15 protein-coding genes are annotated in these 15183 nt (G+C 36.8%); all 15 read right to left on the bottom strand.

The window, feature by feature from the left end; all coding sequences use genetic code 11:
- Positions 1-23: 23 nt before the first annotated feature.
- Positions 24-1556, bottom strand: coding sequence for a single-stranded-DNA-specific exonuclease RecJ (locus EL194_RS06130; protein WP_003773171.1), 1533 nt, complete (start codon positions 1554-1556; stop codon positions 24-26).
- Positions 1549-3261: a hypothetical protein gene (locus tag EL194_RS06125; protein ID WP_003773170.1), complete on the bottom strand. Its 1713-nt coding sequence runs from the start codon at positions 3259-3261 to the stop codon at positions 1549-1551. The genes EL194_RS06130 and EL194_RS06125 overlap by 8 nt, the downstream gene beginning before the upstream one ends.
- Positions 3258-3545: a post-transcriptional regulator gene (locus tag EL194_RS06120; RefSeq protein WP_003773168.1), complete on the bottom strand. Its 288-nt coding sequence runs from the start codon at positions 3543-3545 to the stop codon at positions 3258-3260. The genes EL194_RS06125 and EL194_RS06120 overlap by 4 nt, the downstream gene beginning before the upstream one ends.
- Positions 3546-3605: 60 nt before the next feature.
- The gene (gene murD / locus EL194_RS06115) at positions 3606-4880 is read right to left on the bottom strand and encodes a UDP-N-acetylmuramoyl-L-alanine--D-glutamate ligase (RefSeq protein ID WP_003773167.1); all 1275 of its coding nucleotides are present in this window, start codon (positions 4878-4880) and stop codon (positions 3606-3608) included.
- 1 nt (position 4881) lies between these two features.
- On the bottom strand, positions 4882-5844 hold the full coding sequence (gene mraY, locus EL194_RS06110) for a phospho-N-acetylmuramoyl-pentapeptide-transferase (protein ID WP_003773165.1): 963 nt from the start codon (positions 5842-5844) through the stop codon (positions 4882-4884).
- A gap of 39 nt (positions 5845-5883) precedes the next feature.
- Positions 5884-8064: a penicillin-binding protein gene (locus EL194_RS06105; protein WP_034886492.1), complete on the bottom strand. Its 2181-nt coding sequence runs from the start codon at positions 8062-8064 to the stop codon at positions 5884-5886.
- A 2-nt stretch (positions 8065-8066) separates the two neighbouring features.
- Positions 8067-8369, bottom strand: coding sequence for an FtsB/FtsL family cell division protein (locus EL194_RS06100; RefSeq protein WP_003773162.1), 303 nt, complete (start codon positions 8367-8369; stop codon positions 8067-8069).
- A gap of 2 nt (positions 8370-8371) precedes the next feature.
- Positions 8372-9283, bottom strand: a complete 912-nt coding sequence (rsmH, locus tag EL194_RS06095; RefSeq protein ID WP_003773161.1) for a 16S rRNA (cytosine(1402)-N(4))-methyltransferase RsmH — start codon at positions 9281-9283, stop codon at positions 8372-8374.
- Complete coding sequence (gene mraZ / locus EL194_RS06090; RefSeq protein ID WP_016357089.1) at positions 9283-9711, bottom strand: division/cell wall cluster transcriptional repressor MraZ; 429 nt, start codon at positions 9709-9711, stop codon at positions 9283-9285. Before mraZ ends, rsmH begins: the two co-directional genes overlap by 1 nt.
- Before the next feature lie 141 nt (positions 9712-9852).
- Positions 9853-11373, bottom strand: coding sequence for a murein biosynthesis integral membrane protein MurJ (gene murJ, locus EL194_RS06085; RefSeq protein ID WP_003773159.1), 1521 nt, complete (start codon positions 11371-11373; stop codon positions 9853-9855).
- A 1-nt stretch (position 11374) separates the two neighbouring features.
- On the bottom strand, positions 11375-12256 hold the full coding sequence (gene murB, locus EL194_RS06080; RefSeq protein ID WP_003773158.1) for a UDP-N-acetylmuramate dehydrogenase: 882 nt from the start codon (positions 12254-12256) through the stop codon (positions 11375-11377).
- A 54-nt stretch (positions 12257-12310) separates the two neighbouring features.
- Positions 12311-13027, bottom strand: a complete 717-nt coding sequence (locus EL194_RS06075) for a CBS domain-containing protein (RefSeq protein WP_003773157.1) — start codon at positions 13025-13027, stop codon at positions 12311-12313.
- The gene (locus EL194_RS06070) at positions 13027-14412 is read right to left on the bottom strand and encodes an LCP family protein (protein WP_003773156.1); all 1386 of its coding nucleotides are present in this window, start codon (positions 14410-14412) and stop codon (positions 13027-13029) included. The genes EL194_RS06075 and EL194_RS06070 overlap by 1 nt, the downstream gene beginning before the upstream one ends.
- 74 nt (positions 14413-14486) lie before the next feature.
- Positions 14487-14633, bottom strand: coding sequence for a 50S ribosomal protein L32 (gene rpmF / locus EL194_RS06065; RefSeq protein ID WP_003773155.1), 147 nt, complete (start codon positions 14631-14633; stop codon positions 14487-14489).
- Between the two features lie 14 nt (positions 14634-14647).
- Positions 14648-15157, bottom strand: a complete 510-nt coding sequence (locus EL194_RS06060; RefSeq protein WP_003773154.1) for a YceD family protein — start codon at positions 15155-15157, stop codon at positions 14648-14650.
- Positions 15158-15183 lie beyond the last annotated feature (26 nt).

Genomic DNA, 15183 nt, shown 5'->3' with positions numbered 1-15183 from the left:
CAATAGTCCTATCATATCACAAGTTATTCAAAATCTTCTACGAACAATACATTTTTTGAACGACTGTCTAAATCTAAAGTTCCAATTAAACGTCGGGCTGTTTGAAGTTGGTATTTTTGATACTGTTGTGTAAAAAACACTGCTTCATCAAATGAAAAACCATTAAAAGCGTATTTAAAACCATAACCATTAAGGTTAAACAACTGGAAATCACGAGGAATTTTAATACTCATTAAGGGCAATTTAAAGCCTTCTCCGAATGGTTCAAGTTGACGTAATTGTTCAAGAGCAGCTTGTGTGATCCATGATGGATCAATGGAAAGAACAGACTCATGACGTCCTTCAAAAGCACCAAAATCTGACACAATCTGGTTTACATCAGATTTAAAATCCTCAAACGTCGCTTTATTAAGCGTCATTCCATAAGCAAAATCATGTCCGCCCATCGCAACAAAATAATCTGAACGAACTTCTGTAAATATATCTTGTAATGAAAACGTCATACTCCGAGCACTGCCCTTTAAGACATTATCGTATTCTGTAAGGACTAAGGTCGGTTTCATGGTTTCCTGAGCTACTTGATTGGCTACTATCCCTAACAAGCCTTCGTGGAACCGTTTATCAACAATAATTTGAATGGGGTCATCATTGACCTGCATCATCGCAACTTCTTTAAGCGCTTTTCCTTGCTCTTTGCGATAGTCATTTAATTTAAATAATTGTTTGGCGTAAGACGTTATCACCGATTCATCCGTTGTAGTGAAGTATTGAACTAAAGTATTCACATTCGCAAGATCACCCAATCGTCCCACAGTGTTAATTTTTGGAATTGCTTGAAACGAAAGCAATTTCGCAGAGTAATGTGTAAAACGATTACGCTTAACCAGTGCGTCAAATTGTAAGAACTGATTTTGATTTAAAGCATGAATCCCTTTTCGAACGATTTCTCGGTTTTTACCCCATAACGGCATCACATCCGCAACCGTTGCGGTACATGCCATCGCAAGCATATACTCATCCGATAGACCCATTGTTTCCGCAACACAATAAATTAAACCGCTTGCACACATCGATGCTTCATAAGAACTGCATACATCGGGATGTAAAAACGCATCAGCCATTACGGGTTCATCAATAATATGATGATCTACAACAGCTACTTGCATACCTAAAGACTTCGCATAAGCAATTTCCTCGTGTGCTTTAACACCGTTATCAATAATTAAGACATCTTTATAGCCACGTTCATGGGCCATGGTGATGGTATCTTTTGAAACACCATAACCTTCTTTAAGACGATTTGGAATATAATATCCCACTTCGATCTTACATTTTTTTGCTAACAACACCGCAATGCTTGTTGAAGAAACACCATCACAATCATAATCACCACATACAATTAATTTTGTGGCTGTTTGATAAAAACGAATCATCGAGTCAATGGCTTCATTTGAAACAACATGATCTGTTGGTTCAAACAATTCCAGTAACTGAATATCGGACAAGTCCATGGACTTCAGGGTTTCTTGTACAAGCGTTGATAAAGAATTAAACATATCGTTCACGTTTTTGTACCCACCTTCTAATTAACCAAGCAATACAGTAAAGAATGATTAACGCTAAATAAATCGAGAAAATCATCATCATTAAAATCGCAATCATTTCAACCGTAATTGGAACAGGAATAATAATTAAAATCGGCGTTGAAATAATCGCAAATAAAATTACATTAAGCATCAATGAATCCATAAACTCTGATTCAAAGAGATCTAAATTAAAGAATCGATTTAGAGAGTATTGTGAACTGTAGTAACAGCCAATAATCAAAGGTATTGTCCATACAATATAAACCGTTTCCCTGCTCCACTTAATATGATAAATCATCGTTAAAAACACAAAGAGCATCGAAGACAGTACGCTTAATATTGGAATTAAGATACTGCGCTTAAACCCAAAGATACAACTAACCATAATCCATGAAGCGAGAATAAACACACCCAAGGTTAGATAGAAATCCACATCCTCCAAAGGAAATAAATTCTCATGGGTATCATAATAGGTCCCCTTAACATTAAATTTTGTTTTCACACCTCTTGCTGCAGCACCCAATTGCTTGGACGTTACATTTTCATCAAAATGAATCCACGTATCGCCTTGTTCGGTTACTTCATAACTTAATTGATTATCAAAAATACCAACTTCGTAAAGTGTTGCTTGCAACTCAAGATAAGCAGTCGAACGTGCATCATTCATAATGAGAACATTTTGATTCGCAAAGTCCCACCCCTTGTGTAGATCAATACCTTTTGGTATCGCAAACAATGTACTTAAAAGCAAAACTGCAAGCATCACCGACACGGTATTCTTAAACAGAATATGCGTTGGTTGTGTTATTTTCAAAATGTTTATATTTTGAAATTGAACAAAACTGGATTCCTTTGGAATTTTAAGTAAGAATCGCTCAAAAACAAAATTAAATAAAAGAAATTGTATCAAGACAATATAACCTAAGAAAATCATGTACCATCCCGTGCGTACAAGACCATAACGGTTCAAGACCACTGCCACAAAACCAAAGATCAGATAAAACGCTGAGTGCAGCAATGATACACGAATGTGTCGTTTACGGATATCTTGACGTGATTCCACAACTTCATGTAAGGTCAACCCTTCTGAATCAACTAAATACATTTGCTTTTGATAAACAAGCATCATAAATGAAATCAGTACAGAATACCAAAGTGATTTTGTGAATGGATATCCAAAGAGCGAAACTAAAAGCAGGGATAACATCACGCCAATTACAATCTCCATCCCTGCAATCCATCCAAAAAACCGAAACCTAAAACAAAAATAGCCTGCCGTTAAAGCCATAAATAAAACTAAATATAAACTAATAAAACTTTGAGTGCTGATTAATTTTGTCACTGATCCAAAGGTCCCTGTATTCCAAACCACAAGATCTGAAACGTGGGCATCAATACTGTTAACCAAATCCGTAATATTCTCAACACCGGAAAACGATAACGCATAGTGATTTGAATCAATTACACGTTTACGCCATTCCCGATTATTTCGTGTTTGATTCGAAAGAAAATTATTTAAGCCGGTTCGATCTTTCGTTTCCACAATCAATCGGACATCATGGCCAAATCCTAAACCCGTATTCAATCTTCCAACCGTCGTTAGGGTCAAAAACCCTACCAACACGGTAACAATGATTACAATAAACGAAACTCTTAACTCAGCTTTTGTTTTCATTGAATCTCCTCATCCTCAAATAAATTTTGATAGTCTTCAAGAGATGATTTTAACCCATTGATTTTAGACTCAGTCGCAAGCCACCTTACAACATCTTCATCAGTCGTTTTAAAAATATCATCGGCCAATTCACTTAACCGAGTTGGCTCTTTATGACGCCATACATAGGTTGTAAACATGCGGTACAAATCATCATATGAAACGCCTTCTAATCCATTATTATGTATTTGACGAAGTCTTAATGTTAGTAACAATTTAAATTGTTGTGTATTTTCATCTTTCATACATTCACCTCGTCTCATCACGTATATGATACACGAAAAACGCAAAAGAAAAAACTCTAACTAGAGAGTTTTAACGTATTCTTTAAATATGTTACCACGAATTTCAAAATTTTCAAATTGATCATAACTTGCACATGCTGGCGACAACACAATGATATCACCGGATGATGCCTGTGATTTTGCTTCGACAAAAGCAGTTTTCATGGTATCAACTTTAATTGCAAAAGGAAATACTTCACGAATTTGATCAGCACTTTCTCCAAATACAAACAGTATTTTAATGCGATTTTCATAAGGTTTAAGTAAATCAAAAGAAATATGTTTATCGAAACCCCCTGCGAGTAAGATAATTGGCTTCTCAAAAGCTTGAAGACAAACTTCCGTAGATTCAGGGTTTGTTGCCTTGGAATCGTTGTAGTAGCGAACGCCATCCACTTCATCCACAAATTCGATGCGATGTTCAACACCACTAAAGGTATGGATTACATCTCGAATATCTGAAAGCTTAACACCTGCAAGAAATGCAAGACTTGCGGCAAAGGCAGCGTTCATTAAATTATGCTTACCGACAAGTTTTAATGAAGATACTTCAAAAAGTGGATTATCAAGAAAATAGACCCAACCCTCACGCAGACAAATATCGGCGTCGTGAGTCATGGATAAATCATAAACCTTGCCTTGATAATCTTGCGTCAAACGCATAATGTTTTGATCATCACAATTTCGAATGAATGTTTTAACATTCGGTAATATGTTTAACTTAGCTTTGTAATAGTCATCAACTTCGTCATAACGATCCATGTGATCTGGACTTAAATTCATAAGCGCATACACTTCTGGTGAAAATGTAGGCGTGCCTTCCATTTGAAATGCAGAAATCTCTAAAGCAACATCACGCGTTAGATCCCCATCGCGATAAATGGCTTCACTCAGTGCATAGCCCACATTCCCCGCAAGAAGCGCAGCTGAATCTTTTTTCAATAACATTTCATGGAGACATGTTGTTGTAGTTGTTTTCCCATTCGTTCCTGAAATTGCATAAAATTTCGCATGATTTGCGAAACGAGACGCAATTTCAATTTCATTATAAATGTTTGGAAATTGAGAAACGAGCGGATGGTCATTGGGTATTCCTGGATTTTTTATCACAAAATCATATGTACCTAGAAGACTCATATCTTTATCATCCAAAGATACATGAATCCCTAATGATTCAAGTTCATGACGTTCTGGAAAGTCTTGATTTGTCGTCAATACCACTTCAAAACCCTCTTTATGAAGAAGACGAGCACATCCAATTCCTGAACGTGCTCCTCCGATAATTAACGCTTTCATATTATGCAATCGCGTTTAGCGCTAAACCAATGATTGCGAAGGCTACACCAAGTGCATAGAAGAAATTGACGACATTCTCTTCTTTCCAACCATTGAGCGTAAAACTGTAATGAATCGGTGTATATTTAAATACTTTTTTATGTCTTAACTTCCATGAAGTACGTTGAATAATGACACAAAGTGTTTCAAATACAAAAACACCTCCAATAATCGCTAAGAGAATTTCTTTATTAAGTAAAACGGAAACACCTGCAAATAAAGCACCAAGTGCAAGAGATCCAACGTCACCCATAAAGATTTTCGCAGGTTTACGATTAAAAACTAAAAATCCGAAAAGTGCACCAATAACGGCTAACAGAACCATAAAGATATCCATACGATTTACCGTATACGCAACAAATGCGAACGCTGAAAATCCGATGATACTTGTACCACCCGCTAAGCCATCCATACCATCTGTAAGATTTACAGCATTCGAGGAACCTGCGAAAATAAACATGATAAGTGGTAGGTAGAACCAACCAAGATCCAAAGGCTCTTTCATAAATGGAATTGCCAGCTTATTATCGCCGCCCATTTTAATATAGATAACGTAAAATAGCACTGCGAGCAATAATTGTCCCAACATCTTAAATCGTGGTGAAAGACCATCATTTTTCCCTTCTTTCACAATTTTATAATCATCAACCAATCCAATTAATGCATACATCGCATAGACGCCTACAAGTAAGAGAACCGATCCATTGAAATTAAAACCATTAAAGACGAGAGCGACTAAAACAGGAATAACGACAAAAACAAATCCCCCAAATGTTGGTGTTTTTTGTTTGTTTTTAAACTCTTCTAATGCATACTCACTAACTTTTTGTTCCATGTTGCTTTTCTGAAGATATTTAATAAATCTTGGGTAAGCAACAACACTGAGTGCAAATGCTGTTAGCATTGCGATAATTCCTACAATCATAATCTTTCTCCCTTACATCTTACTCATTATAACAAATTCTTAATTCAGTTTAAGTGAAACCGTATCATCTTTTGTGAAAATTGTTCCTGGAGGAATCGACTGTTCGGTAACATAACCCGAACCACTTACCTCCGCATTTAAACCTGAGATACTCATAAAACTGAAGATTTCCTTACGCGTCCACCCTTTAAAATCAGGCATGGTCATATTATGATCACCCGCATAAAGATAAACACGTTCATTATTAATAACCTGACGGTTCACTTCTGGTTTTTGATTAATTACCGTTTCCCCATCACCAATAATAACTGGTTTGTATCCTAAAGACTCAAGCGACTCTTTAGCCTTTGGTACCGGTGAATTAATGTAATTTTGCAATTCTTGAACTGTAATTTCTGTAATCGACTCTTTACCGCCTTCATTGGTCATGCCATACGTCGCGGCAATCTTATGAAGAATATCCCGAATATAGACCGCTGAATAATCCACATCATGTCCATAATTCGCTTTATACGCAGTATAAACAAGGACTTCAGGATCTTCATAAGGTAAAGCCACAGCACTTGAGAAGTTATAGATTGTCGGTGAATAACCCGGAACCCCTTCCACAACCGTTTGTGCAGTACCTGTTTTCGCGATTACATTGGTCTCTGGTATATTAAAACGGTAACCAGACCCTGTAATATCAACAACATATCGCATTAAATCTTGAACCTTTTTTGCGGTTTCCTCAGAAAACACTTTTCCAAGATTTTGAGTTTGTCCTTTATAAATTACTTCACCCGTCTGTGAGTTTTTAATTTCGTCAATATAGTAAGGTTTAATCATAACCCCTTTATTTAAGACCGATGTATACGCTTGAGCGAGTTGCAAGACTGAAGCACTCGAACCTTGACCAAAACCATTACTGATTTTTTCAAGAGGTTCTTGCCATAAATCATAACCTTGCTCTTCGGGTATTTTATCCGTATTCACACTCTTAAAGAATCCAAGTTTGTAGAGGTAATCATGGAACACTTCCGGATCTAATTTACGTGTCAACAATTCCGCAATCATAACGTTCGAACTTAATGCATAACCATAGTCATAACGCATTTGCCCATAAGTATGGCCTCCCGCATTGGTAATCGTATGAACACTGCCATCTTCACTTGGTAAACGGTACGCTTTATTATTTTCTACACCAACATGGAATGGGTTGGAATCAAAAGTCTCTTCGTTATTCCATACACCTTCTTCAATTGCTGCCGCAACCGTAAATGTCTTCATCGTTGAACCGGGTTCAAAAGTACTTTGAGAAACACGGTTTGTAAATCCATTACTAAAGTCAGGTGCGTTTGGATCAAAACTAGGAGCATCACCCCAAGCTAAAATTTTACCGGTTTTTACTTCCATAACAATTCCCCAGGCTTCAGATGCCTTTACACCTGGATCTTGAGTAATGCCTAAAAGAGCACGTTCAAGTGAATCTTGAATCCCACGATCAAGGGTCAACTTAACATCATTACCATTAATCGGGTCTTTACGTTGACCATCGTCAAAACGCAATCTAAAATTATCGCGGTCATGAGTGTACTGTTCAAAGCCATTTGTACCCTCTAACACATCATTATAAGCACTTTCAAGTCCCATCTGACCAATTTGACCTTCTTCTAATTCATCATATTGAGAATAACCAATCAACTTGGATGCAAATACCTTTAAAGGATAATTTCGTGTAATAATTTTTTCAAACATTAGGCCAGGAATTTTTGAATCTTCTAAAGCTGTTTTTTGATCTAATGTTAAGTACTTACCTGCATAACCAAACTCGACTTGAAGCGCATCTTGACTGATAATCTCCAAAACCTTGTCATAAGGGGTCCCAATAACTTCACTGATCACTTTTGCAGCTTTTTCTTTGTCATCAATGTGCGCTGGTGTCTTGTCCGAATGCATACGCGATTCATCAAGACTTGCTTGTAAAGTATAGGCTACCAGATCTTGAGCAATCACAGTATCATTTCGGTCAACAATCTTACCGCGATTTGCTGGAATTTTACGTTCTACGGTATGTATTCCATTAATATCATCACGAAAATCCGTACCCGAGTTCAAATGATAACCCAGTACGGATACAACAAAAACATTGGCACCCACTACAACAAAGAGGAGCGCCATTGTGATTGAAACAATTAAAACTTTATAGTTTGCACTTTTTCGTAACTTCTTCTTTTCCAAATCTAATCACCATGCTTTACGGTCACAACATTATGTGTGTTATCTAATCCCGCTTCCGTTGCAATTGATACAACGCGGTTTGAATCACTCAAATCTTGAATCTCTGCTGTTAATTTTTCATTATTAACATTAATATCTGCTTGCTGTTGTTTAACAACTTGAATTTCTCGTGCAAGACGAGCATTTTCTGAACGAACAAAAATCTGCGTAACAAATGAAAATAATAATGCCATCGTGAATACAAATCCTACAAGTCCACTCCAACGAATTGTTTTCTTTTTTCTTTTAATTACGTGTTTTGCCACAATTATTTCACCCTTTCGATCCCTCTTAAGATTGCACTATGTGCGCGATTATTAAACTCTAATTCTTCTGTAGAGGCCTTGAGTGCCTTTGAAACCAATTTATAATTAAGTACTTGTTCTTCAATTATTGGTAATCTCGGATCAACCTTTTTAGGTTTACCGTAGTTACTGAAGATTCGTTTAACAATTCTATCCTCGATAGAATGGAATGTAATAACAACAACACGGCCGCCTGGCTTAATAACATGGACCGCTTGTTCAACTGCATCTTTTACTTCTTCAAATTCATTGTTTACTTCAATGCGTAAGGCCTGAAATGTTTTCTTAGCTGGATGTCCTTTTTTAAGATCTTTTCCAGGATAAGAACGTTTAATCAATTCAACAAGTTCGAATGTTGTTTCTACAGGTCTATTTTCAATAATATTCTTAACAATACGGCGAGCATAACGTTCATCCGAATTATCTTTAAGAATCTGAACCAAATGTTCTTCTTCATATTCATTGACGACTTCATAAGCACTGAGTGCTTGAGTTTGATCCATACGCATGTCCAATCTACTATCAAAACGATAACTAAATCCGCGTTCTGCATCGTCAAACTGTGGTGATGAAACCCCTAAATCAAAAAGTACACCATCCACTTCATCAATCCCTAACTCATTTAATTTTTCAGTAAGCTGGGTATAACTTCCATGAACCATGGTAACTTTATCCCCAAAAACTTCAAGACGTTTAGAAGTGCGTTCAATCGCATCCAAATCTTTATCAAATCCAATGAGCCTACCTGTTGTCAATTGCTTACAAATTTCATAGCTATGACCACCGGCACCTAATGTTGCGTCAACATATATTCCTTCTGGATTAATATTTAATAATTCAATTGTTTCATTAAGCATGACTGATATATGTTTCATTAGAAAAACTCCGTTAGCGATTCTGCTATTTCTTCAAAATTCTCGCTCGCTGCTTCACAGTAATCCGTCCATCGTGTTTGATCCCAAATCTCAACATGATCGCTTACCCCAACTACAACACAATTTTTAGTTAGCTTTGCTTCTTGTGTTAAATGTGCAGGAATACGAATGCGCCCTTGTGAATCTAAATCACATTCAGCGGCTTTGGACATGATCATATGTGTATACATACGAACTTCTCGTTTCGTTGATGGCAACTTTTTTAAATTTTCATAAACTTGTTGCCACTGTTCAAGTGTGTAAAGTGCGAGGCATCCATCGAGCCAACGCGTAACGATCATTGCTTCGCCGAGCTCCTCACGGAATTTAGCGGGAACAATGATTCTTCCTTTGGTATCGATATTGTGCTGATATTCTCCAATAAACATTGAATTGTCCCCACTTTCCTCCACTTCTTACCACTTTGTACCACTATTGTAACATATCACCTGATATATGGGAAGAAATCAACTCATAGAAAAAGGAGTGGCATAAGCCACTCCTAGAGCGTTTTAAACATCATTTCACGATTATTTCAGAAAACTTAAGATTAAATTTCGCACAAATTGTACTTTAAAGGCCAAGATTGCGATTAAATATGCCAAGCCTGCCACAAGTATGATTACAATTGTGGATAACTTACTTGGAATGAGGTATTGAATGGGACTTTTTACCAATACAACTACAACACCCATAATGAATGCTGCTAATGTAATCTTAATAAAATCCAATGCAATAAAACGCAAGCGTGAACGGGGAATGTGTTTCTTCATACTCTTGTAAAGTGGAATACATGAAATCAATGCCGCTAATGAATACGCAAACGATAATCCCGCTAGAGGCATTCCGAATTTTCCAAATATAAAACTAAACACGACCATCCCAACTACAAACAGGACCGATACGAGAACTGTATTGCGTACAGGACCTTTCATATCATGATATGCATAGTGGATGCGGAACATTAATTCTCGCATCGCATAAGCAAAGAGCACAATCGTATCACAAATAAAGATTGGGACAATTACAGAAATATCTGCAGGCGTTACAGCGCCACGAAGGAACACAAACTCTACGATTCCGCGTGCTAAGGTCACAAACCCTACCATTGCTGGTAATACGAACAATGCTATCATCAATACCGCATCATTAATCGAGTCATTAACTTTACGCATATCTTTTTCCACAACGCTCTTTGCAATCGTAGGATAAGTTACTTGAAGAATCGCAATAATAAAGATCCCTTGCACAAAACCAATAAGCTTTGTGGCATAGGTCATATAACTGTAACCACCTTCACCTTGCAAGACAGTAGCATAATTCTTCATTACAATATCATTAAATTGACCTAAGAATGATGATAAGACTAATGGTAAAGCTAAAGCAACCATTGAACGTAAATCATCATCTTTTAAATCAATCACGGCATGGTATACAAAACCACTACGCCACATAAAGAATAGAATAATTATTGCCTGTACAATCAATGCAATTAATTGTGCATAACCAAGAATATAAGCATTCCCAGCTTTACTACTAATTGAAATTCCAACTATCACGATAAGATTCATTGGAATGGTTACCATCGCTGGCACCACAAAGTTTCCTTTTACATTAAGATACCCTGTACCCAATTGCATCACCGCTACCGAGAAAACCCCTAGAGACAAAGTCCGTACAAACACAACGGCATAAGCCAAGGTTTCACCTTTAAATCCACCTGCTACAATTTTTAAAACCACTTCTGGAACTAAAAACATAAAGAGTGACAGTGCTAAAGAAAATACGATCATAATATTGAGGACATTACTTGCGAAACGATCGCCTCGCTTTTTGTCTTCGTGAGAAATCTTCGTCAACATTGGAATCACACCCGTAATCAGTGCAGAACCAATAACAGACAATACAACTGTAGGGATTGCTACTGAAGCATTAAACGCATCCGTAATTGCACCCATACCAAACATTGAAGATAAGGTAATATCACGGATAAAGCCTAATACTTTAGACAAGACACCGATAAACATTACAATAATCGTCGTTTTTTTCATGTTAGATTACACGCCATTCTAGTTCTAGATCAACATCGTATTCATCCTTAACACGTTTTTTACATTCTTGAATTACTGCGTGAACATCATCAACTGAAGCATGACCAACATTCACAATAAAACCAGGGTGCTTCTCAGAAACCATCGCATCACCCACACGGAATCCACGAAGATCAACACCATCAAAAAGCTTCCAAACAAACAGTGATTCACCATCTTTATCTTTAGGACGCTTGAAAACACTTCCAGCATTCGCGTAATTACGTGGTTGTTTTACATAACGTTCATGACGGTAATAAAGCATTTTTTCAAGTGCTTGATTATAATCGCCTTCAATTGTTTTCAAACCACTTCGTAATACATAAACTGGTAAGTCATTTAATCGTGAATAACGGTAGCCGAAAAACGCTTCATCCGGAACCAATCGTTCAACTTCTTGTGTTTCATAGTTGAATACTTCAATCCAATTTACGAATTGTCCAATCGCATATTGCCATTGACCCGCATTCATAATTAATGCACCACCAACAGTTCCCGGAATATCTTCACAGAATTCCATATCGCCTAAAGATTGCTCACAAGCAAACCAAGCAAGTCGGTTTAAACGAACGCCTGATTCCGCAACAATCTCATTATCAACAATCTCTAAATCATTTAATAAAATCGTAATAATAAATACGGTATTATCATCATAATGTTCTTGAGAAAAAATCATGTTTGATCCATTCCCAACAAGAACAATGCGTTTCCCTGTATGGTCACGTAATGCTTCCACCAATCCATCAACAGTATGAGGAATAATCACCGTCTCCGCTGTTACATCTAACCTCATTGTATTATAGCGTTTTAACGACGCATTTTTCATCACAAAATAATCTGCCATAAGAACTCCTTTTATATAGTGTTACCAAAGATAAATATACACGTTACTGTTCAATTATTCAAGTTCACGTATAAGAATTGGTAAATCCGCAACCGTAAAAATACCGAGCGGTTTTTCATTTTGTTTTCCAGTTTCTGTAACAATAATGGCAATGACACTTTTTCCACGATTATGATTGGTCTCATAGACCTCTAATAATTCAGGAATAGACATTGATAATGGAACAAAAACAACCCGATCATCCGGTTGGTAATATTGTAATAATTCCTCAACACGAATCAAGGCTAAATCATACGATGTGCGTGAAGCATCCTCCATCAGTCTTTGATATAATCTTGGATGTACGACACCCACATAAACATGATTATTATATACCGGAATCGCTGAATAGTGTTGATGTTTTTGCTGCTTAACCATATCAAGCAATAACATGTCCGAACTTACACTAAATGGTTTCTCACGGACTAAGTCCATCACGGTTTTACGATTTTGGATTTTTGATACAATCGCTTGAATATGCGTTACAACTGAGTCATGCGGTTCAGCAATCGCTTCTTCGTTACCACCGCGGTTATGAACAATCGCATTACGCAATTGAGCATACTCAACAAGATCTGTTTGAAAATGACGAATCACTTCATCTTTTCGGGCACCCATATGAACCATTTGCACAAACCCAACACTTGGATTATTTAATAGATTACGTAAATACATCTCAATCTGTACAAAAGCATTTAAAAATAAAACTGAATTCGCTGTGGTTTCTCCCACTACGATCCCTCCTTATTTGCGACGATTAAATCGCTAATCTGTTTTTGTATTGACGCAACACTTTCATCAGAAGGCCAATAAACATAATATTTGTATCGTCCATCCTGACTATATGTCGGTTGCATATCGCCTTCACCGCGAAGATAATCTTCTTCAAAATGCCACTTATCACTGGTTTCAATTTGCTTAGAGATCAACTTAGAAATACTTCCATCATCGAGGTTCGTATCAACAACTTGACTCACAAGTCCTGTTAATTGTGGTGCTTTGATAATATTTTCGGTTTGCGTTGCTTTTTCAAAAATTGCTTTAACCAATTCTTGATGATGCAATCCCCGAGCAACATCACCATATTCAACATGATCGCGTTCTCGTGCAAACGCCAAAGCCTTCTCACCATCAACATGATTCATGCCCTTCACGAATACATCACCATTTTCAGTAATGAAATCATAATGAGATAGAACATCAACACCCTCTAGAGTATCAACAATTTGAACCAAGCCCGTAAAATTAACGCGAATATAATAGTTAATATCAATATTAAATAATTTTTCAAGGGTCTTAACCGAACAGGTAACCCCGTAAAGACCCGCATGTGTCAATTTATCCAACTCACCGTTTTCACATCCCAAAGGCACATAAGTATCACGGGGAACAGATACCGTCAATACTTCATTTGTTTTTGGATTCACCGTTAGCAAAAGATTCATATCGCTGCGAGAACGGGTTACTACATCACCATAAACATCAATCCCACTGAGATAGATTGTGAACGGTTCTTTTAGTACATCAACATGTTTCACAATCGAATCTCGGCTTAAGCGATATTCGTAGCTGTTAACCAAAATCGTATCTTTAATAAAATCGGGATATAGAAAGGATAAATTCGCAAGCATCGCCTTATTAACAAAAAGACCATCGATATCTTGAGCATAAAATGAAGAAACGACTTCATCAATGTCTGAGAACTTCTTAAAGCGATCTGTCCCTATTTCATTTTTTAAATCTTCTGAAATTGCTTCCAGATGATTTTCCTTAACTCCATATAAACCAATAACTGGATTTTTCTCAAATTCGTGATCTTTCATGCGAAGTAAATCGTATTTTATGAGTTCATACTCTTTCGTATCAGCCATTTGGTCCACAAATTTTTGAGAACTGAATACAAAAACACTGGTTACGAGAATACAAATCGCAATTAAATAACGCCAAAATGGCCGTTTCGTTACAATCATAACAACCATTGCACCGATAACCGCCACTACTAATATTATAAGACGATTCCGTATCGGCATATACTTCGTAAATACTAAAACACATGCTAAGCATGCGAATGAAAAAATTACTGCCAATGGACCGAAAACGACTGATTTACGATTCATAATAAACACTCACTTTCCCAAATTTTCCCATATTTTCACATAAAAAAATCTTGGATATCCAAGACTTAATTATATTATTTAACCTCGTCGCGATTTGCACGGTGTGGTAATTTCCACTCCCCAGTTTGAGGATCTTTAGCTAATGTCACATTAGGTAATTTATAATGTGTACGACGTTTGTTTTTTCTTGCTTTAGATGTGCGTCTTTTTGGAACTGCCATCGTCTCACCTCCATTTAATCAAACTTAAAGTCTTTTAGTTTTGCAAGTCTAGGATCAATCTCTTGACTCTTCTCTTTTGTATAATCTTCTTCAGTCATAACCTGCCAGCCTTCTCCCTCTGGATATTCCTTAAGATCCGGATGGATTGCCTTTAGGGGAACTGCAGCTAAGATAGAATCCAATAAATATGGATCAAGATCAAGCTCTTCACCTTCAATTTCAATACCTACTTCGTCATCTTCGAGTTTCTCGAAGCTAAACACATCACCAACTGGTATTGAAAATTCAATATCAAAAGGTTCTAATGTAATGGCGCAGGGTACTGTCATAATACCTTCTATTGTCAGATCAGTAATTAATTTTGAAGTGTGTTCGTCATAATAACCATGACCTACTGCGAAGATCTCACGTAAAGCAGTACATAGAGAAAAACCTTTCAAGAGATCTTGATCGATGATTATTTCCTCGTCTATTTCTAAACGTGGTGATTTTAACCGATCTAAATCAGCTCTATAAAATTTCATACTCTCACCCTACTCTTTAACGCTAC

It is taken from the genome of Erysipelothrix rhusiopathiae, assembly GCF_900637845.1.
GTDB lineage: Bacteria > Bacillota_I > Bacilli_A > Erysipelotrichales > Erysipelotrichaceae > Erysipelothrix > Erysipelothrix rhusiopathiae.
The sequence above is the reverse complement of the archived record's forward strand: the minus strand, read 5'-3'. Positions and strand labels throughout refer to the sequence as shown.

Excerpts from the sequence above, each read along its gene's own strand:
- EL194_RS06130 (WP_003773171.1), bottom strand. The coding sequence starts at position 1,556 with ATGTTTAATTCTTTATCAACGCTTGTACAAGAAACCCTGAAGTCCATG.
- EL194_RS06125 (WP_003773170.1), bottom strand. The coding sequence starts at position 3,261 with ATGAAAACAAAAGCTGAGTTAAGAGTTTCGTTTATTGTAATCATTGTT.
- EL194_RS06120 (WP_003773168.1), bottom strand. The coding sequence starts at position 3,545 with ATGAAAGATGAAAATACACAACAATTTAAATTGTTACTAACATTAAGA.
- murD (WP_003773167.1), bottom strand. The coding sequence starts at position 4,880 with ATGAAAGCGTTAATTATCGGAGGAGCACGTTCAGGAATTGGATGTGCT.
- mraY (WP_003773165.1), bottom strand. The coding sequence starts at position 5,844 with ATGATTGTAGGAATTATCGCAATGCTAACAGCATTTGCACTCAGTGTT.
- rsmH (WP_003773161.1), bottom strand. The coding sequence starts at position 9,283 with ATGAAACATATATCAGTCATGCTTAATGAAACAATTGAATTATTAAAT.
- mraZ (WP_016357089.1), bottom strand. The coding sequence starts at position 9,711 with ATGTTTATTGGAGAATATCAGCACAATATCGATACCAAAGGAAGAATC.
- murJ (WP_003773159.1), bottom strand. The coding sequence starts at position 11,373 with ATGAAAAAAACGACGATTATTGTAATGTTTATCGGTGTCTTGTCTAAA.
- murB (WP_003773158.1), bottom strand. The coding sequence starts at position 12,256 with ATGGCAGATTATTTTGTGATGAAAAATGCGTCGTTAAAACGCTATAAT.
- EL194_RS06070 (WP_003773156.1), bottom strand. The coding sequence starts at position 14,412 with ATGAATCGTAAATCAGTCGTTTTCGGTCCATTGGCAGTAATTTTTTCA.
- rpmF (WP_003773155.1), bottom strand. The coding sequence starts at position 14,633 with ATGGCAGTTCCAAAAAGACGCACATCTAAAGCAAGAAAAAACAAACGT.
- EL194_RS06060 (WP_003773154.1), bottom strand. The coding sequence starts at position 15,157 with ATGAAATTTTATAGAGCTGATTTAGATCGGTTAAAATCACCACGTTTA.